Source organism: Roseimarinus sediminis, assembly GCF_050433125.1.
Lineage (GTDB): Bacteria > Bacteroidota > Bacteroidia > Bacteroidales > Prolixibacteraceae > Roseimarinus > Roseimarinus sediminis.
Map to the genome: position 1 here is coordinate 141,794 of NZ_JBNPXV010000010.1, position 20,392 is coordinate 162,185.

Below are 20,392 nucleotides of genomic sequence, written 5' to 3' on the forward strand. Positions count from 1 at the left end.
CTTATAAATTACGTACGGCCTCCTTAAACTGTCGTCCACGATCTTCATAGTTTTCAAAAAGATCGAAACTGGCACATGCTGGTGACAACAGCACTACATCACCCTTTTCGGCCACAAAGTAGGCCGACTTAACAGCATGTTCCATGCTTTCAGTTTCAAAAATATCGGGAACAATATTTTTAAACGCAGCCAGAATACGTGTATTATCTTTTCCAAGACAAACGATGGCTTTCACCTTATTTTTCACCAAATCGGCCAGTTCCTCATAATTGTTTCCCTTGTCGATCCCGCCAACAATCCAGATACATGGTCGTGTCATCGATTCAAGTGCATACCAGCTTGAATTGATATTGGTTGCTTTTGAATCGTTGATGAATTCGATACCATGTACCGTCAGGTATTTCTCCAGGCGATGTTCCACCCCGGAAAATCCACTCAGACAATCACGGATGTAAGCATTTCTGATTCCTGCCACCTTGCCAACAATGGCTGCTGCCATTGAATTACAGGTATTGTGCCTGCCCTGAAGGGCTAAATCGTAAATCGACATATCGAATTTGTTTTCGTTGTAATTAACGCTAATTTGTCCATCACGGGCCCATGCACCTTCCTCGATATCCAGTTGACCGAGCGAGAATGGAATCTTCCTTGATGGTATTACACGCGACTTCACCTCTCTTGAAATATTTTCATCATCCTGAAAATAAATGAAAACATCGTCGCCCGTTTGATTCTGAATGATTCTAAATTTCGAATCAATGTACTTTTGCATGTTGTAATCGTAGCGATCGAGGTGGTCGGGGGTAATGTTCATTAAAACGGCAATGTGTGCCCTGAAATCAAACATGCCATCGAGTTGAAAGCTGCTCAGTTCTATCACATAATGGGTAAAATTCTCAAGAGCCACCTGGCGTGCAAAGCTTCTTCCCACATTCCCGGCCAGCCCGGCTTTGATGCCTGCCCGTTTCAACAGGTCGTAAACCATCAGTGTGGTGGTGGTTTTTCCATTGCTGCCGGTAATCCCGATGATAACAGCCGATGTAAACCATGATGCAAATTCGATCTCGGAGATCACCTTGATATGCTTCTCTTTGATTTGTTGAATCAGCGGAATATTATCAGGGATGCCCGGACTTTTCACAATCAGGTCGGCATTCATTATTTTTTCGTGGCTATGCAACCCTTCTTCAAAAGCCAGCTCGTGTTTTAACAGCTCATTGCGATAATCGGGACGAATGCTTCCCTTATCGGAAACCCATACCTCGTAATCGCGGGCTTTGCCCAAAATAGCAGCTCCAACGCCGCTTTCTCCGGCACCCAGTATGACCAGTCGTTTTTTCATTTATCGTACTTTCAGCGTTACAATACTGATGATGGCCAACAAGATGGCCACAATCCAGAAACGCGTTACAATTTTTGCTTCGTGGTAGCCTTTCTTCTGAAAATGATGATGCAGGGGCGCCATGAGTAAAACACGACGTCCTTCACCGTATTTTCGCTTCGTATGTTTGAACCAGCTCACCTGCAGAATCACCGAAACACTTTCGACGAAAAAGATGCCGCAAAAAATCGGAATCATAATTTCCTTCCGGATAATGATGGCAAAAACTGCCAGAATTCCACCAAGTGCGAGGCTTCCGGTATCGCCCATAAAAACCTGGGCAGGAAAGGCATTGTACCACAAAAAGCCCACCGTAGCTCCGATAAAGGCCGCTACAAACACCGACAGTTCGCCAATATTGGGGATGTACATAATGTTCAGGTAGTCGGACAACACAATGTGACCGCTCACATAAGCAAGAATTCCTAAAGTTACCCCGCTTATTGCAGTGGTACCGGCTGCCAGCCCGTCGAGTCCGTCAGTGAGGTTGGTCGAGTTGGAAACTGCTGTGATAATAAAAATGATGATGATGGCATACAGCAGCCATACAGCCCAATTTTGCATTGTTTCGGGCAACCACGACACCAGCCGCTTGTAATTAAATTCCTGGTTTTTCACAAAGGGGATGGTGGTGATGGTCGACTTTACATCGCGGGTACGGTAACGCACTACCTGCTCCCCGGTTTCGTGATCGATCTGCACTTCGGTAATTACATTTCCTTCGTCGTTCTTCATTTTCTCCCGAACCACCACGTCATCGCTCAGGTAAAGTGTTCCTGCCACAATAAGGCCGAGGGAAACCTGTCCCAGTATTTTAAATTTACCGGCCAGTCCCTCCTTATCCTTGCGAAATACCTTGATGTAATCGTCGATAAAACCAATCAAGCCCAACCAAACGGTGGTGATTACCATCAGCCAGATGTAAATATTATCGAGCCGGGCAAATAGGAAGGTAGGAATTAATATGGAAGTGATAATGATCAGCCCCCCCATGGTTGGAGTTCCTTTTTTCTGTAGCTGACCTTCAAGCCCCAGGTCGCGTACTACCTCGCCAATTTGTTTACGTTGAAGCAAACGAATGATCTTCTTACCAAAAATCATGGTAATAATGAGTGAGAGCAACACCGAAGCTGCTGCACGAAAGGAGATGTATTGTAAAATTCCGAGTCCTGGAATATCCCAATGATCAATCAATTCGTATAGATGATACAACATTTCTTTTCTTTTAAATTAAACCGAATGCGTTTGCTATTTCTTCCTTATCATCAAAGTGATGCTTCACGCCATTCACTTCCTGATAATCTTCGTGGCCTTTACCGGCTACCAGAATAATGTCGCCTGAATGAGCAAGCATCACGGCCGTTTTAATGGCCTCCCTGCGATTCACAATCACCAGCGTATTTTTGGCATTGACCGGGTCAACGCCTTGTTGCATATCATTCAAAATTGCTTCAGGATCTTCGGTACGCGGGTTGTCGGAAGTAAGAATGATTTTATTGCTGTACTTACAGGCAATGGCCGCCATTTCGGGGCGCTTGGTTTTGTCACGATCGCCACCTGCACCTACCACACAAATCAACTGTTCGTTGTTGGTTCTGATTTCGTCGATGGTTGACAATACATTTTCGAGTGCATCGGGAGTATGCGCATAATCAATCACAGCATAAACACCGGTACCTGAACGAAGCACCTCAAAACGCCCGGCCACCGGCTTTAGCTTGCTCATTTCAACCAGCACCTCTTCCTTTTCAAATTGAAGCAGGCGCGCGGCGGCATAAACCGCCAATAAATTGTAGCCATTGAAACGCCCTACAAAATGAGTCCACACTTCACTTCCGTCAATATTCATCAGCGTGCCATCGAAATGAGGCTCTAACAGTTTATTGGTATAATCGGCCATGGTCCGCAGCGAATAGGTTTTTTTTCTTGCCCTCGTATTCTGCAACATGACCTGCCCGTTTTTATCGTCAACATTGGTTAATGCGAACGCTTCGGGTTTCAACTCATCAAAAAACTGCTTTTTTGCTTTGATGTATGCACTGAAAGTTTGGTGATAATCGAGGTGATCGTGTGTAATATTGGTAAAGATGGCACCGTCGAAATCGAGTCCTGCAATCCGATGCTGATCGATGGCATGCGAACTGACCTCCATAAAACAGTAGTCACATCCGGCATCGACCATCTGGCGCATAAGGCGGTTGAGTGTCAACTGATCGGGGGTTGTGTGCGTCGATGGCAATACCTCGTCGTTGATCCGGTAATCGATGGTGGAAATCAGTCCTGCCCTAAAACCTGACTGTATGACCAGCCGATGCAGCAGGGAGACGATGGTCGTTTTTCCATTGGTGCCGGTAACACCCACCAATTTAAGCTGTTGCGATGGGTTTCCATAAAAAGCCGAAGCCACCAGTCCCAGTGCACGGGCACTACTTTTAACCTGAATGAAGGTAATCCCCTGTTTCAGGCTTTCGGGCCGCTCTTCGGCTACTACGGCTACAGCACCCTTCGCGATGGCAGCATCGATAAACTGATGCCCGTCGACATGACTTCCCCTGATGGCAAAAAACAGCGTTCCGTTTTTCACCTCTCTTGAGTCGAATGCCAAACCGGAAATATCCAATCTGGAAGTACCGGCAATTTCAATGGCATCGACACCACTGATTAGCTGTTCTAAAATCATCATTTTTGTTCTACTGTTGCAATATTCAAATTAGCCAAGATCGAGGTAAACCAGTTGCCCCTTTCGGCAGGCAGCACCCGGCAGTGGAAATTGCTTGCGCACCTTCCCCACTCCTTTCAACTTAACTTTCATTCCGGCTTTTTCGATCAGAAACAGTGCGTCGCTTGCCCCCATACCCACCACATCGGGCATGTTTAAACTGACCAAACGCTTCGCCTGCAACGACAGGGTTTCACCTGCCGATCGGGTTTGCACCCAGTCGGCATCGCTTTGTACCATTTCTACCGGAATATTCAGCTCCTCGCATACAATTTTGGTTTCGTTCACTAAGCCGCTAAGCAAGTGAGGAGCATTGTTTTTCGTTTCACTTTTATTTTGTGCAATGTCGAGCGATAAATCGGTGGTATAAACGCAATCGGCAATTTCGCGAAATACCGGACCAGCCACCGATCCACCATAGAAAGAACCTTTGGGTTCCGAAATCACCACGATGCATGAATATTTTGGATGATCGGCCGGAAAATATCCGGCAAATGAGGCACGATATTTACGGTGTGTATAGCCGGTCTCGACGTCCAGTATTTTTGCCGTTCCGGTTTTACCGGCAAAAGCATACAGCGGCGTTTTCAAACTTCGGGCAGTACCATTTTCAACAACCCCTTCGAGCAGGTCCTGTAGTTTTCCAAGGGTTGCATCAGAGCAAATAGCACTTTTCATTACTTCGGGCTTAAACTCCCTGATGCGACGCCCATTGCTCTGAACCGCCTCAACCAGCATGGGTTTCATCATCTTCCCATCGTTAGCAACTGCATTGTAGAAAGTCAAAACATGAAGTGGCGACAATTGTAATTCGTAACCATGCGATATATAAGCCAGCGAAGTTCCCCACCAGTTTTTATCGCTCGGGTATTTCAAATAGGGAGTAGCCTCGCCGCGAAATCCGGTGCCCAGTGGCTGATTCAGTCCCAGATTATAAAGTCGATCGATGAATTCACGTTCGCGTCCCTCATATTTTTCAGTAACAATTTTTGCAATGCCCACATTCGATGAATGCTCGAAAATTTCTTTCACGGTCATTTTTCCATGCTCACCATAACCGTAGTCGCTATCGTAAATGGTTTTATCGTAAATCTTCCACTTACCATCTTCCACATCATAAATATCGGAAGTATCAACACGGGCTTCATCCATGGCAATCATCAGCGAAATCAGCTTAAAGGTAGAACCGGGCTCGGTGCTGCCTTCGTGACCAATGGCATAATTGTATATTTCGGTGTATTGGTCCCCCTGAAGACCGAGGTTCGCGATGGCCCTTATTTTTCCGGTTTCAACCTCCATGAGTACGGCACTTCCATATTCAGCCTTGCTTTTAACCAATTGCCTGTGCAAAGCCGACTCAACAACATCCTGTAAATAAATGTCGATGGTGGTAATTACATCCTTACCGTTTTGAGGCTCAATCGCACTAATGTTCACCCAACGCCCTGACAGATTCTGGCGAAGCATCAGCCCGTCTTCTCCCCTTAAATAGCCTTCGTACTGGGCTTCGATTCCCGAAATTCCCATGCTGCCATGTTCACCGCCATAAGCGCCTTTATTCATCAGTCCAATGGTGCGGTAAGCCAGCGATCCGTGAGGTGTAAACCGAATGTATTCCTGTTCAACAATAAAGCCACCACCGTAGGGTCCGTGTTTAAAAATCGGGAATTGCTCAATTCGTTTCAATTCATCGTAATTCACCTTGCGGGGATGAACCAGGTGATACCTGGAACCTTTTCGGTAGGCCTCACTCAGCTGACTTTTAAACTGCCAGCGCGAACGATCGGGGAATACCTTTGCCAATTCGGTGGAAAGGGCGTCAATTTCGGCATTGAAAATTTTCTTTACCCCCGGGGCAGCCAAATCGAATCTGATTTCATAAAAAGGAACCGAAGTAGCCAACACCCTGCCAGTGGTACTGCAAATGTTTCCGCGATTTCCCTGAACTATTTCTGTTTTATTTTCGAGGGTTTGCAAACGTCCTTCCCATTTATCGGCTGTGGTAAGTTGTATATATATAATGCGTCCGGCAATGGCTACCGAGAATAGCAACACAACTGCCAAAAGCAATGCATAACGGGCCAATATGATGCGGCGCAAATCCATTTATCGTTTTACTTTTATTTTAACCGGAGGTTTCTCGGGACGAACAAGCCCCAAACCCCGTTCATTTACTTCTTCCAATACTTTCGAATAGCGACTCCTATTCATCAGTTCTGCTTCAACCGTGGCTGCTTCGGAGCGCAAGTCTTTCACTTCCTCCTGAATGACCACCATTTCGCGCAAGATTTTTTCTCCCCTAAAGCGGTTCGAAATCATTAACAAACCCATCAGCGCAAGCATTCCAACCACCGGCAACCAGCGCAACACCTCCTTGTTCAGAAAGATACTGCCAAGCAAAACCTGCCTGACTCCTATCTTCGAGCGTTTGTTGCTACTGTTGGCCATTACTGCTTATTTTTTTCAGCGATACGCAGTTTTGCGCTGCGTGCCCTGGGGTTTCTTAAAATTTCATCTTCATCGGGGACCACCAGTTTTTTTCCAACGGGCGTAAACAGGGTCTGCCTGTTTCCGTAAAAATCCTTTTCCACTTCCTTTCCGAAACTGCCATTGTTAATGTAGTTTTTCACCAGCCGATCCTCGAGCGAATGGTAGCTGATTACCACCAGGCGTCCACCGGGCCTGAGCACATCGTGCACATCGGCAAGCAAGGTTCTGAGTACCTCAAGCTCCTGGTTCACTTCAATCCGCAAAGCCTGAAAAACCTTTGCCAGGTATTTCGATGCTGCTTTTTGAGGCACCAGCGCTGCCAGCACATCGCGCAAACGGGCCGTTGTATCAACGGGCGCCTGCTCACGGGCCGCAACAATCACAGCAGCCGTTTTGCGTGCATTCTTCAACTCACCGTACTGCCCCAGTATTTTTACCAGCTCAGCCTCACTGTATTCGTTCACAACCCTGGCGGCAGTCAACTCACTACTTTGATTCATACGCATATCGAGTGCTGCATCGAAACGGAAAGAAAAGCCACGTTCAGCCTCATCGAAATCGTGCGACGAAACACCCAGATCGGCTAACACTCCGTCGACTTTTTCAATACCATAATAATGTAGAAAGTTTTTCAGGTACCTGAAATTGTGCTGCACAAAAATAAGCCGCTCGTCATCGGGAACATTGGCTGCTGCATCCACATCCTGATCGAAAGCAATCAGCCGACCATCCTTCAAACACTCCAAGATCCTTTTTGAATGGCCGCCACCCCCGTAGGTCACATCAACATAAACCCCGCCGGGCTGTATGGACAGGCCGGCAACCGACTCTTCCAATAAAACCGGTATGTGATATTCACTATTCATGCGCTCCTCCATTTAATGACCCACCCATAAATTCTTCAAACATTGAAGTATAATCTTCGTCGGGCAACAGCGTAGCCTGATAAGCCACTGCTTCCCACAACCTGATACGGTCGCCCTGTCCGGTAAATACAACATCTTTAACAATTCCAACCTTGCGCAGAAATGCATTGGGAATATTCAAGCGACCATTTTCAGCCACTGATATCTTAACAAAGCGCTGATAAAACTGATCCAGCACACGACTCTGCCGCGGATCGTTGGGATTTAAGCGCGACTTCACCATGGCCACCCGTTCCTGCCATGCCGGCAAAGGATACAGATTAAGACATTGCTCATAAGGATCATGCTCAACTGCAATGCTTCGATCGGCAACCATTCCCAGCTCACGCTTGTACGCAGCAGGAAGCACGACACGTCCCTTGTCGTCGACTGTTGCATTGTATTGACCGGAAAATTCAGACATCTTTGTTGAGTTTTTATCCAATTCAAAAATAAGACATATTCCACTTTATTACAATTTTAATCCACTTTATTACACCCCATTCCACCCAATTTCCACAAAAACTTATCAACATTCTGTTTATAACCACATTAAACAAGCACAAAAAACACTGCATGAGCTGCTTGATGCTGTTGAACAATAAACTAAGACCTGACAAATACGGCAGTCAATAAAAGCTTATTGGCCGAATCGGGTGCATATCCTAAAAAAATTATTATTTTTCGGCGCTAAATTTTTGCGAATGGAAGGGGAAAACAATCGTCAGGCATTTCAACCCATTGATTTGAGGGAAGTGGTTGGCAGCAAAAACAAACAATTGGCGAAACGCCTTCCGGGCTTCATGTACCGTTGGCTGGGTAAAATACTACACATAAATCAGATCAACGACTTTCTTCGGGAAGCGGGTCATCTTAAAGGCATCCCCTTTATCAATGAGGTAATCAACAACTTAAACATAAAGTTTGAAATTCATGGCGAGGAGAATATTCCGCGTGAAGGACGTTATATGTTTGTATCAAATCATCCGCTGGGAGGGCTCGACGGGGTGATATTGCTTAAGTTGCTGAATGAGAAAGGCGGCCCTACACGGGTCATCATCAATGATTTTTTAATGGCCATCACGCCCCTTGCCGACTGGTTTGTTCCGGTAAACAAAGTAGGCGGTCAGGCCCGTGATTCCATTGGGGCGGTTGAAGAATTGTATCAATCGGATGATCATGTGTTGATATTCCCGGCAGGTTTATGTTCACGCAAAATCGATGGTAAAATTGTTGATTTGCAGTGGCAAAAACATTTTATTCAGAAGGCGGTAAAACACCAGCTGGACATCGTCCCCATTTACTTTGAAGGCCGAAATACCAACAAATTTTACAATCTGGCTAAAATCAGAAAAATACTAAACATAAAATTCAACATTGAAATGATGTACCTTGTTGATGAGTTGTACAAGCATCAAAACAAGGCTTTTAAAATACATTTTGGACAAGCGATTTCATACAAGACTTTCAATCGCACGGTACGTCCGATCGAATGGGCCGACCGGGTTAAAAGGTTTGTTTACCGTCTTCCCACCACAAAGGAAGGGAGATTTTCCGAGGTCGATTAATCTGCATATATTTGTAAATTCTGAAAATTAAATATCATGAAGGAAATCATTTCCAAAGTACCAACCGATCTTATTGAAGCAGAACTTACTTCAGATAAGTTCATGAGAGATACGAACAAAGGGGGCAATAAGATTTTCATTATCACGGCCAACGATTCTCCCAATATTATGGAAGAAATTGGCAGATTAAGAGAGATTACATTCAGACAAGCTGGTGGTGGCACCGGAAAAGCGAGCGATATTGACAGTTACGACACTGCTGAAGTTCCCTATAAGCAATTGATTGTTTGGGATCCTGATGCGAAGGAGATCCTTGGAGGTTACCGTTATATATTGTGTGATCAGCTTTCGTACAATGCCAGTGGCGAACCCAATCTGGCTACTGCACGCATGTTTCACTTCACCGAGAAATTTAAATCGGAATACTTGCCACTTACCATCGAGCTGGGACGTTCGTTTGTACAACCCGAATACCAGAGCAGTAAAGCGGGAGCAAAGGCACTCTTTGCACTCGACAACTTGTGGGACGGACTGGGAGCACTTACGGTCGACCATCCCGAGATGAAGTATTTCTTTGGCAAAGTAACCATGTATACCCATTTCAATATCGAAGCCCGCAACCACATTCTTTATTTCCTGCGTAAGCATTTTAATGATCACGAAGAATTGGTATTTCCCAAAAAAGAATTCCGGCTCGATTTTGATTTCACTTCTATAGAAGCAGCCTACAATGGTGCCGACTTCAAGGAAGACTATAAAATTCTGTCGAAAAACGTGCGTGAATTAGGCGAGAACATTCCACCACTGGTCAATGCCTACATGAACCTTTCGCCCACGATGAAAACCTTTGGCACCTCGGTGAACGATCATTTTGGCAATGTTGAAGAAACCGGGATCATTCTTACCATCGACGACATTTACGAAGCCAAGAAAGACAGACACATCGAAACCTATCTTTCGTCGAAAGGAAACACTTCGATGGTCGTAAACCATTAGAAACGAAACAATACATAAAGAAACAGGGCAATCGAAAAATCGATTGCCCTGTTTTTTTATGTTTGCTTTCTACCGGTTTTAATAGGCCCGGCCATCTTTCCCTTCGTAATAAAGTATGAATGAAGTATTCACCACCTTGTTTCCTCCCGGCGTTGGATAATCGCCGGTAAAATACCAGTCGCCGGTATGCTCTGGTGAGGCACGGTGCAGGTTTTCAACAGTTTGATAAACCAGTTCCACCTCAGCAACACAATCGTCGGGCTTCAGCATCTCAGCTATTTTATCTGAGACCTGTTCGGGAGTAAACGGCTTATAAATTTCCTTCACATAGTTAACAATCTCCTCTTTGGGCAGATTGCGCTGCTCGTAACATTTTTTATAAACCGCTTCAATAACGGCTTCCTGTCCTGTATCTTTAAGCAGTTCGATGGCTGCGTTAAAGGCAGCAAACTTGCCCAGCTGTGCCATGTCGATTCCATAACAGTCGGGGTAACGTATTTGCGGTGCCGACGACACAATGATGATTTTTTTAGGATTCAGGCGGTCGAGTATCCGCAGAATACTTTGTTTGAGCGTGGTACCACGCACAATCGAATCGTCGATTACCACCAGGGTATCTTCATTGTTTTTTACAACGCCATAAGTTACATCGTAAACGTGCGCTACCAGATCGTTGCGTCCGCTTTCGCCGGCAATAAATGTTCGCAGTTTTGCATCCTTAATGGCAATCTTCTCCATTCGGGGTTCAACTGAAATGATCTCTGCTATTTTTTCTTCGGTCATATTACCGTTCAACGCTTTGATCTGCTTTTTCTTCCAGTCGAGCAAATGCTCACGAACTCCTTCCATCATCCCGTAAAACGAGGTTTCGGCCGTATTGGGAATGTAGGAAAAAACAGTATCGGGAAAATTGTAGTTGACCTTTTCAAGAATAATTGGCGCAAGATAACGTCCCAGGTTTTTGCGTTCGATGTAAATATCGCGATCGCTGCCCCTCGAGAAATAAATCCGCTCAAACGAACAGGCCTTTCGCTGATGCGGTACGCGCACCATTTTATTTTCAATGCGCCCATCTTTTTTAACAATCAAAACTTCACCAGGATTCACTTCCTGTACCTGATGGTATTTCACGTTCATCACCGTTTGAATAACCGGCCGCTCTGAAGCCACCACCACTATTTCATCGTCGTGATAATAGAAAGCCGGACGAATACCCCATGGATCGCGAGTTACAAACAGATCGCCATGTCCTACCATGCCGGCTATTGCATAACCGCCGTCCCAGTCGCGCGATGCATTCTCAAGAATATTCTGGATGTCGAGGTTTTGCTCAATCAAGGGGGAGATTTCCCGGTTCGAAAACCCTTCGTTTTTGTACTGCCTGAATTTCAATTCATTTTCCATATCGAGAAAATGCCCCACTTTCTCCAGTACAGTTACCGTATCGGTATAGGCACTGGGGTGCTGCCCCAGTTCAACCAGGCGGTCAAACAGTTCGTCGGTATTGGTCAGGTTAAAATTGCCGGCAAGTACCAGGTTTCGCGAACGCCAGTTGTTCTGTCGCATCACCGGATGGACAAACTCAACCGAATTACGACCGAAGGTACCGTAGCGAAGATGTCCCAGGTAAGCTTCGGCTGCAAAAGGAAGGTGCTCTTTGGCCCATTCCGGATCGTTGAACTTATCCAACTTCTTCTTTTCAACCTTTTTATAATGCTTGAATATTTGATCGTACAAATCGATAATCGGATTCGATTTCACTGAACGTAGTCGGTCGAGGTATTCTTCTCCAGGCGTATTGTCTATTTTCAGAGAAACCAGACCTGCACCATCCTGCCCCCGGTTGTGCTGCTTTTCCATTAACAGGTACAGCTTATTCAGGCCATACATCCAGCTTCCATACTTTTCCTTATAATACGATAGCGGCTTCAGCAGCCTGATCATTGCGACTCCACACTCGTGCTTAATTTGCTCACTCATAAATAAAGCTGTTGTTCATTTCAATCCCCTTTTTCCACTTCCTGTATGGCATCCGGAAAATTAACCACATCGTTAACGATGAAGGGATTGGGAAAATCCTTTTCTATTTTTTGTTTTAATTTTAATGCTTCACTGCGACTACGAAAATCACCGATCCTCACTCTGAAGTCAGGAGTCTGGAAAATTATATACACCTCGTAATCGGGATATTTTGAGAGGAAACTTGACTTTAACTGATAGGAACGTTCTTTATTGCCCTGATAAATCTGAACACGAAAACCGTCCATTCCTCCCTTTCGTATGCTTTCTTCCTTGCTTATTTCAAGCAAATCGTTGATTCGTTGATCAGCCTGGACCGACAAAGCGCTCCAGGTCCCATTGATTGAATTGCGTGAACTGTCGGAGGCAATGCTTAGCTGAATGCTATCGTTTTGAAGATTAAAACCAGAATTTATTACAGGGGCCCTTTGCGCCCGGGCGATACCCAACGCCATGAAACTCACCCAGAAAAACAAAATTACTACTCTCATTTTCAGTGTATTGATAAACATAATCTCAAATGCACCCTGACGCAACAAAGATAATTGAATTATTATAGAAACGATAAGATGCAACAGCTAGTATTTTATCACGCCTGAAACAACAGCAGCATTACGGTTTTTTAAACCTTTACTGCCAGTATAACATCGCTTGTATTAAGAATTTACTTCGAATTAAAAATTAAAGTTATCTTTAGAAACTATGGAGAAAAATAAAGACGCAGAAAACAACTATCTTTCGATTAACCGTAAGCTCTGGAACAATAAAACACCCATCCACCTGGCATCCGAATTTTATGATAACCAATCATTTTTAAAGGGGCGAAACTCACTCAACGCTATTGAGAAACAACTGCTTGGCAATGTTTCGGGCAAACGCATCCTGCATTTACAATGTCATTTCGGGCAGGACAGTATTTCACTCAGCCGAATGGGTGCAAAGGTTACAGGGGTCGATTTTTCAGATAAAGCCATTGAAACTGCCCGTGAACTGGCCCTTCAAACCGAACAGCAATGCACTTTCGTTTGTTGTGATGTATATGAGCTTAAAAAACATCTCGATCAGCAATTCGACATGGTATTTACATCGTACGGCACCATTGGCTGGTTGCCCGATCTGGAGAAATGGGCCGAAATTGTCAGTCACTTTTTAATGCCTGGTGGTACTTTTGTGATGGCAGAATTCCATCCTTTTGTTTGGATGTACGATGATCAGTTCAGTAAAATAGCGTACAGTTACTTTAACCGCGAAATAATAGTTGAAGAACAAAGCGGAACCTATACCGATGGTGGCAGCCAGCTAAAAAACCTGTCGGTTTCGTGGAACCATCCGTTAAGCGATGTACTTCAGCAACTCATGAACCACCAGCTAAAGCTCACTGTTTTCAATGAGTTTGATTATTCACCATACAATTGTTTTAATCAAACCATCGAAGTGCAGCCCGGACAATTTCAAATTCAGCACCTGGCCGGAAAAATTCCGATGGTTTATGCACTGAAGGCGACAAAGACAGAATAGAAAAGCGAACAGCCATATTGCACCGAAAGCTTGTTTAGCAATGTTTAATCAAAAAAGAAATGCAAGAGTCCAAGCTACCATATAACGAAAAAGAACGACTGCAGGCGCTTAAGGAATACGAAATTCTGGATACACTGCCCGAAGAAGAATTGGACAACATAACCAGGCTGGCATCTGAAATATGCCAAACGCCGGTTTCGTACATCAGTCTTATCGATGAAAAGCGCCAGTGGTTCAAGTCGAAAGTAGGTCTGGAGCAAAGTGAAACTCCCCGCGATGTAGCCTTTTGTGCCCATACCATTCATTCGCAGGGGGAACCACTTATAGTGCGCGATTCACGTAAAGATGAACGCTTTCACGACAATCCGCTGGTAACCGGTTCGCCCCATGTGGTTTTTTATGCGGGTATACCACTGATCAATCCCGAAGGATTTGCACTGGGTACACTCTGCATCGTTGATCAGCGCCCCCGGCAATTAACAAGAGGGCAGATTGATGCTTTGATAATACTGGCAAAACAAGCCGGCAAACTTTTTGAATTACGTCGAAGCAATTTACAGCTCAGAAGCATTCGCAGTCAACTTGAAGAAAGAAATAGTAATCTCGATAAATTTGCATCCATTGTCAGCCACGACCTGCGATCTCCCCTGTCGACCATCATTTCCTACATCGAGCTGTTTAGAATGAACTATGGTGATCGCGTTGACGATAAAGGAGCTAAACTGCTCGATACGATCAACAACACCTCGTACAAGCTAAAACGCATAATAGAAGGCATCCTCGATTATTATCGCAGTGAGTCTTTAAGTCAGTTAAAAACCGAAGCCATTTTCCTGCCCGATTTTTTTGAATCCCTGCTGCAGCTCATCAACTTTCCAACGCACGCAAAAATCACTTATCCACTCCATCATACCATCCATACCAACCGCAGCGCACTCACTCAGATTTTCATGAACCTACTTGGCAACAGCCTGCGTTACAACAACAAAAGCATACCGGTAATCGAAATTGATTTACGGGAAGATCGTTCTTTTTATCATTTCAGTATTAGCGATAATGGAACAGGCATCCCCGCCGACAAACTCGAGATGGTATTTGAGCTGTTTAACACAGCTGTTAAAAAAGATCAGTTTGGAATGGAATCGACCGGCATTGGACTTTCGGTCGTCAAACGCATTGTCAACAACATGGGTGGAAGCATTCGCATTGAATCGGAGCCCGATATTAAAACCACCTTTTTCTTCAACATAAAAAAAGAAGCAGAAGGCAAAGCTTCAACATAAAGCCTGCCTCTGCCACCAAATCGCAGCTTTATGCTTTCTTTTTCCAAACGGTGGTTTGATTTACGGAGAAAGTATAAGTGCGCGACGACAAGGGTTTGATCACCCGATGATCGATCGCCTCGCCCTGCAGTTCGAAATGACGGCCCAACACCCGGGCAATGCCGTCGAACGAAGTAACAGGTTCACCATCTTTTTTAAAACCACCAGGCCACAGTTCCCTTTTTAATCCGGCTCCAAGCCAGTCGTAATTCGACGACAATACAAGTATTCCTTTACTATTCAGCCGCTCGTGAATGCCCTCGAGAAACTTCAAGGGGTCGTAAAGTTCTTCGAGCAGCTGATCGGCCAGAATCAGATCGTACGCCCTATAAAAGCTTTTCAGATTATTGGCATCGGCCTGCATAAAACGGATGTTGTCGGTTGGTTGTAAACCAAGATCAACAAGGCTGATGTCGTTATAATGTACCAGTTCATTCTCATCGCGGCTGATAAAACGCACAAAGCCCCGCTCCTTCATGGCAGTAGCCATTTTAACGAAGCGAGCCGAGAAGTCAAGGCCTGTCACACTTTGAACATGGGCTGCCAGCTCAAAAACGCAACGTCCGGTATTGCTGTTCAGGTCGAGGACCTTTGCATCCTTTTTGTCTTTCAGCAAAGCGATGAGCAGTTGAGCCATTTCCTTTGGATGATTGACAAAAGGCGAAGGTGGTTCAGCAAAGTCGAAGACGCAGGCCCGGGCCACTTCCTCGTCGCTTTCGTAAACATCTTCTCTTATTACAAGCGGAAAATCGGATTGCACCAGCCGGAAACCAGCATGCTGATAAAAATGCCTCCTGAACGCGTAACGCGCATGGAAGGTGGCCTCATTGCCGGTCGAAATCCAGGACCCTCCCTTGATCAGATTGTGCTTCCCATCGAAGGTTGGCGTTGAAAAATCGTCGTACATGGGATGTACTTTGAAGCCGGGAAAACCGGTAATGGGCGTTTCGGTCCACTGCCAGACATTACCGGCCAGATCGTAAAAATCGCCATGCCGGTGCCGGTCTACCGGACAAGGTGATGCGAAATCGAGCAGACCAATATTTCCTTCATCGACCATCACTTCTTTATCGGACACCTTATTTTGTTGTGCCATCAACTGCCATTCCGCTTCGGTGGGCAAACGGAATGTGGCTCCACTTTGTTCGCTTTTCCAGTTGGCAAATGCCTTTGCCTCGAGATAGTTTACCTCAGCCGGCCAGTTCCAGGGCATATCAATTTCCCGATCGACCAGACGCAAAGCATAGGTCGTTTCATTTTTTCGCCAGAAACGGGGCATCGTTGCCTTTTCATAAGTGCACCAGGCCCAACCTTCGTCGGTCCAGTATTTCTGTTGCTGGTAGCCTTTGTGTTCTATAAATTGAAGAAATTCGCCATTTGAAACCAGCATTTTGCCGGCTTTAAAAGGAGGTACTTTTTCTTCGAACGATCCATATTCATTGTCCCAGCCATAAAAGCGGTGATTGTAGGCTTTTCCGAGTTTCACCACCCCGCCCTCAAGCGGTAGGAATTCATTTTCGGGAGCCATACCGGCCGCTTCACAAACTGAACCAAAAGCCCCCTGGTTGACCATCGAAAGCGGCAATTGCCTGATCAATACCGACGAGGTTTCAATGTGAATACGTTCGTGTTCAATCCCCATCATGATGATCCAGAATGGATTATTCCAGTCAACCGGCAAGTGAAGTGGCGTATGCTCAATGACCGAAAGGAGCAAATCCTTCACTTGCTTCCGGTATTCCCACACTTCATGCACCGCAGGCCAGTTATAGTGCTGTTCATTCAAATCGTCCCAGCTCATTTCGTCGACACCGATCGCGAAGATCGACTCAAAATGCGGATTGATGCGCTGATCGATCAAACCGGCAAGTATCAGTTTGTTGATATAGAAAACCGCAGTATGCCCCAGATAAAAGATCAGCGGATGACGCAAGGGATCGGCCCGCTGATAAAAAGCTTCATCATTCTTTAACAAGCCGTATAGTTTTTCATCGAGGGCATAGGTTTTTTCGAAACCGGCCTTAATGATCTTCTTCTTTTCAATGGGCTCACCATTGAGCAGATCGGGCGTTGCAGTAATCAGTTCTTCCATGAGATTCATCATTTAGGCTAAAGCTGTTTTACAATTGATTAATAAGTGAAACATTACTTCTTACAAGTTGTTTTCATTCTCAAATTACTTAAATATCAATTTTACTGTTTACCCCCATAAATAGCCTTTTTAAACATGCTAAACGTTCTTCAGAGCTTCCGGTGCAAATAGGTTTTGTGAAAATCGAACATTCCACTCCGATCGGCTTTCCATTTAGCTTGTACAATGCTGGCAAGTGGCACAAAACCTGCCTTGCGATAAAGGCGCATTGCGGCCTCATTTTCTGTCCAAACTCTGATGAAGGCATCGTGGTAAATGTGGCTTTGGGTATTCTCAAGAAAGAAGTGAAGCAACTGACTTCCGGTTCCCTGACCGCGTGTGTCGGCTTTCACCATCAATTCGGCAATATAAACCGACCTTTCTACCAGGAAATGCTTTGAAATGCTTTCGGGTACTAATTCATCAAACGAGAGTGGAACAGCCAGCAGTGCACCTTTCAGTGAGGTCGATGCGGTGGCCAGGACGATTTCGCCCATGCCGGCTATACGATCAAAATAGTCGTACGCTTCATTCCTGTCGATGTACTGAAAGGCATCGCCCAGCATAAAGGCCTCAACATAAAGATCTACCAGTTGGCTTCGGTAAAGCGCATACTGCTTCTGATTTGCTTTGAATAGCTCCATTTAATCGTGACGGGGTTAAACATCATATTGTAAAACAGCCGGCACTGAAAAATGTTTTAAGCTACCGTCACTCCATAAAGGTCGAACTGATCGGATCCTGTAATGCGAACCTGATAAAATTGTCCTACTTCGATTTCTTCTTCCCTGATAAGCACTTCACCATCCACCTCAGGCGAATCAAATTCGGTACGTCCGACAAAGTATTCCCCTTCTTTCCGGTCGATGAGCACTTTCAGGGTCTGCCCCACTTTTTGAGCAGCAATCTCTTCCGAAATGGCCTGCTGTACTTCCATCACCCTGGCCGCCCGTTCTTCTTTCACTTCCTGAGGAATTTCATCCTCAAAGCTGCGGAATCCGTAGGTGTCATCTTCGTGAGAATAAGGAAAAACACCCAGTCGGTCGAAGCGGACCGTACGAATAAAGTCGAGCAAAGCTTCAAAATCGGCCTCTGTTTCACCGGGGTGACCAACGAGCATGGTGGTACGCAGGGCCATGCCGGGAAGTTCCTTTCTGATTTTGGCCACCAGGTCGCGTGTTTGTTTTTCACTGATGTTGCGTCGCATGTTCTTCAACACATTCGTTGAGATATGCTGCAAAGGCATGTCGAGATATTTACACACCTTTGGATTGTTTTTGATCACCTCGAGCAATTCATAAGGAAAATTGGTAGGATAGGCATAGTGTAGCCTGATCCATTCAATACCCTTAATTTTGGAAAGCCGTTCGATTAGTTCGGGCAGTTTTCGTTCTTTGTACAAATCGATGCCATAATAGGTCAATTCCTGCGAAATAAGCAAAAGTTCCTTCACACCTTTTCGGGCAAGTAATTCGGCTTCGATAAGCAGGTTTTCGATGGGTACCGACTTGTGTTTACCTGTAAACTGCGGGATGGCGCAAAAGGCACAGGTGCGGTCACAGCCTTCGGCTATCTTAAGGTAGGCAAAGTGCGAAGGAGTGGTTAACTGCCGGTCGAAGAGCAAATCCTTACGTTTCTGGATGCCCAGCTCATCGATGATGGCATCAAAATCGAACTTGCCAAAAAAGCGGTCTACTTCGGGTATTTCGGCAGTGAGCTCTTCGCGATAACGTGCCGACAAACAGCCCATGACATAAAGCTTGCTGATGTCGCCGTTGTTTTTTGCATTCACATAATCCATTACCATGCCGATCGACTCCTCCTTGGCATCGAGAATAAATCCGCAGGTATTGATAATGATGATGTCGGCCGGGTCGTTGTTGTCGTGTTTTACAACAAAACCGTTGGCTTCAAACTGGCGCATGAGATGTTCCGAATCGACCAGATTCTTTGAACATCCCAGGGTTATGATGTTCACTGTTTTAAGTGACATGGTTTTAAGCATTCTGATAGATTTTCAATGTTTAGAACTACAGTAAGAGGAAACAATCCTAACGAAGAGGAGTTTAAAAAAAATGGATTGTTTGGTCGTTTCAGGCTAAGGACTGTTGTCTGATCGCATAACAACTACAGGCTTTATAACAGCCCATTAGCCGTTAACAAGCAGGCAGGTGCCCATCTGGCAACTCTTCATTAATTATTTACTAAAAAAAGTTTCGACAAATTCCTTACGGCGGAAAACCTGTAAATCTTCCATTTTCTCGCCAATGCCAATGTATTTTACCGGTATTTTAAACTGGTCGGAGATGCCGATCACCACGCCTCCTTTGGCAGTCCCATCGAGTTTGGTAAGTGCGAGTGCAGTTACCTCGGTGGCCAGCGTAAACTGTTTGGCCTGTTCAAATGCATTCTGTCCGGTCGATCCGTCGAGAACGAGCAAGACTTCGTGCGGGGCATTGGGAACCACCTTTTGCATGACACGCTTGATCTTGGTCAGCTCATTCATGAGGTTGACTTTGTTATGCAGGCGACCGGCTGTATCAATAATTACCACATCGGCTCCCGTGGCTTTAGCCGAAGCCACCGTATCGTAGGCTACCGAGGCCGGGTCGGAACCCATTTTTTGCTTCACCAAAGGCACATCAACCCTTTGGGCCCATATTTCGAGCTGGTCGATGGCAGCTGCTCTAAAAGTATCGGCAGCACCTATTACGACTTTCTTACCGGCCATTTTAAACTGATGCGCCAGTTTACCGATGGTGGTAGTTTTGCCAACACCGTTAACACCAACCACCATGATCACATAAGGTGATTCGGTTTCGGGCAGGTCGAATTCGGCACTGTCGGATGAATGATTTTCTTCGAGCAGTGCAGCAATTTCTTCCTGCAAAATGCTATTTAACTCATTAATGCCAACATATTTGTCGCGGGCAACCCGTTCTTCTATCCTTCGTATAATTTTAATGGTGGTATCGACTCCCACATCGGAGGTAATTAATATTTCCTCGAGATGATCGAGCACATCATCATCTACTTTCGATTTACCGACCACTGCCCTTGAGAGTTTTCCAAAAAAACTCTCTCTGGTTTTACTCAGCCCCTGATCGAGACTTTCTTTTTTCTTTGATGTAAAACTTCCGAAAATACCCATGTGAAAAAATTTTCTGCAATATAAGTCAAGTTCACCTAAAATGAGCCAATCACAGCTCATTATCGCCGGACAGCATTTTTACAGGAAAGCGCCGACAAAAGACAAACAATTTGTATTCAAGCGATTATACGAGCAAAGCAAGTCAGGATGATCGTGCAGCCCACGAACAAAAAAGAGCCTTCACCAGTGGTA

The 20,392-nt window shown here is 45.2% G+C and carries 17 protein-coding genes; 4 read left to right on the forward strand and 13 right to left on the reverse strand.

Annotation, left to right across the window (positions count from 1 at the left end; translation table 11 throughout):
• Position 1: 1 nt before the first annotated feature.
• The 7 genes from murD to FHS86_RS13880 are packed head-to-tail and all read right to left on the reverse strand — an operon-like array spanning position 2 to position 7,919.
• A complete protein-coding gene (murD, locus tag FHS86_RS13850; RefSeq protein ID WP_429414769.1) occupies positions 2 to 1,342 on the reverse strand; it encodes a UDP-N-acetylmuramoyl-L-alanine--D-glutamate ligase in 1,341 nt (446 codons plus the stop codon).
• A complete protein-coding gene (gene mraY, locus FHS86_RS13855; protein ID WP_429414772.1) occupies positions 1,343 to 2,596 on the reverse strand; it encodes a phospho-N-acetylmuramoyl-pentapeptide-transferase in 1,254 nt (417 codons plus the stop codon).
• A gap of 10 nt (positions 2,597 to 2,606) precedes the next feature.
• Positions 2,607 to 4,064, reverse strand: coding sequence for a UDP-N-acetylmuramoyl-L-alanyl-D-glutamate--2,6-diaminopimelate ligase (locus FHS86_RS13860; protein WP_429414775.1), 1,458 nt, complete (start codon positions 4,062 to 4,064; stop codon positions 2,607 to 2,609).
• 27 nt (positions 4,065 to 4,091) lie between these two features.
• Positions 4,092 to 6,200 carry a penicillin-binding protein gene (locus tag FHS86_RS13865; protein WP_429414778.1) on the reverse strand — a complete coding sequence of 703 codons (2,109 nt, stop codon included), beginning with the start codon at positions 6,198 to 6,200 and terminating at the stop codon, positions 4,092 to 4,094.
• Positions 6,201 to 6,206: 6 nt separating this feature from the next.
• Complete coding sequence (locus FHS86_RS13870; RefSeq protein ID WP_429414781.1) at positions 6,207 to 6,548, reverse strand: FtsL-like putative cell division protein; 342 nt, start codon at positions 6,546 to 6,548, stop codon at positions 6,207 to 6,209.
• A complete protein-coding gene (gene rsmH / locus FHS86_RS13875) occupies positions 6,548 to 7,456 on the reverse strand; it encodes a 16S rRNA (cytosine(1402)-N(4))-methyltransferase RsmH (RefSeq protein WP_429414784.1) in 909 nt (302 codons plus the stop codon). The genes FHS86_RS13870 and rsmH overlap by 1 nt, the downstream gene beginning before the upstream one ends.
• Complete coding sequence (locus tag FHS86_RS13880) at positions 7,449 to 7,919, reverse strand: division/cell wall cluster transcriptional repressor MraZ (RefSeq protein WP_429414787.1); 471 nt, start codon at positions 7,917 to 7,919, stop codon at positions 7,449 to 7,451. The genes rsmH and FHS86_RS13880 overlap by 8 nt, the downstream gene beginning before the upstream one ends.
• A gap of 280 nt (positions 7,920 to 8,199) precedes the next feature.
• Here FHS86_RS13880 and FHS86_RS13885 point away from each other — a divergent pair, with 280 nt between their 5' ends.
• Both FHS86_RS13885 and FHS86_RS13890 read left to right on the forward strand, forming a co-directional pair.
• The gene (locus FHS86_RS13885) at positions 8,200 to 9,063 is read left to right on the forward strand and encodes a 1-acyl-sn-glycerol-3-phosphate acyltransferase (RefSeq protein ID WP_429414790.1); all 864 of its coding nucleotides are present in this window, start codon (positions 8,200 to 8,202) and stop codon (positions 9,061 to 9,063) included.
• Between the two features lie 36 nt (positions 9,064 to 9,099).
• Positions 9,100 to 10,059 (forward strand): GNAT family N-acetyltransferase, encoded by a 960-nt coding sequence (locus tag FHS86_RS13890; protein WP_429414793.1) that lies wholly within the window; start codon positions 9,100 to 9,102, stop codon positions 10,057 to 10,059.
• Between the two features lie 78 nt (positions 10,060 to 10,137).
• Here the strand turns inward: FHS86_RS13890 and FHS86_RS13895 are convergent, their stop codons facing one another.
• A complete protein-coding gene (locus FHS86_RS13895; RefSeq protein ID WP_429414796.1) occupies positions 10,138 to 12,039 on the reverse strand; it encodes an amidophosphoribosyltransferase in 1,902 nt (633 codons plus the stop codon).
• A gap of 20 nt (positions 12,040 to 12,059) precedes the next feature.
• Positions 12,060 to 12,569, reverse strand: coding sequence for an SPOR domain-containing protein (locus tag FHS86_RS13900; protein ID WP_429414799.1), 510 nt, complete (start codon positions 12,567 to 12,569; stop codon positions 12,060 to 12,062).
• Between the two features lie 211 nt (positions 12,570 to 12,780).
• On the opposite strand from FHS86_RS13900, the gene FHS86_RS13905 reads away from it, so the two are divergent.
• Together FHS86_RS13905 and FHS86_RS13910 are read left to right on the forward strand one after the other, a co-directional pair.
• On the forward strand, positions 12,781 to 13,596 hold the full coding sequence (locus FHS86_RS13905) for a class I SAM-dependent methyltransferase (protein WP_429414802.1): 816 nt from the start codon (positions 12,781 to 12,783) through the stop codon (positions 13,594 to 13,596).
• Between the two features lie 59 nt (positions 13,597 to 13,655).
• Entirely contained in the window at positions 13,656 to 14,879 is a 1,224-nt protein-coding gene (locus FHS86_RS13910; RefSeq protein ID WP_429414805.1) for a sensor histidine kinase, read from the forward strand.
• A 28-nt stretch (positions 14,880 to 14,907) separates the two neighbouring features.
• Here FHS86_RS13910 and ovoA read toward each other — a convergent pair whose 3' ends face one another.
• The 4 genes from ovoA to ftsY all read right to left on the reverse strand — a co-directional run bounded on the left by ovoA (position 14,908) and on the right by ftsY (position 20,200).
• Positions 14,908 to 17,010 (reverse strand): 5-histidylcysteine sulfoxide synthase, encoded by a 2,103-nt coding sequence (ovoA, locus tag FHS86_RS13915; RefSeq protein WP_429414808.1) that lies wholly within the window; start codon positions 17,008 to 17,010, stop codon positions 14,908 to 14,910.
• Positions 17,011 to 17,159: 149 nt separating this feature from the next.
• A complete protein-coding gene (locus tag FHS86_RS13920) occupies positions 17,160 to 17,693 on the reverse strand; it encodes a GNAT family N-acetyltransferase (protein WP_429414811.1) in 534 nt (177 codons plus the stop codon).
• Between the two features lie 56 nt (positions 17,694 to 17,749).
• A complete protein-coding gene (gene rimO / locus FHS86_RS13925) occupies positions 17,750 to 19,042 on the reverse strand; it encodes a 30S ribosomal protein S12 methylthiotransferase RimO (RefSeq protein ID WP_429414814.1) in 1,293 nt (430 codons plus the stop codon).
• A gap of 204 nt (positions 19,043 to 19,246) precedes the next feature.
• Complete coding sequence (gene ftsY / locus FHS86_RS13930) at positions 19,247 to 20,200, reverse strand: signal recognition particle-docking protein FtsY (RefSeq protein ID WP_429414816.1); 954 nt, start codon at positions 20,198 to 20,200, stop codon at positions 19,247 to 19,249.
• Positions 20,201 to 20,392: the final 192 nt, after the last annotated feature.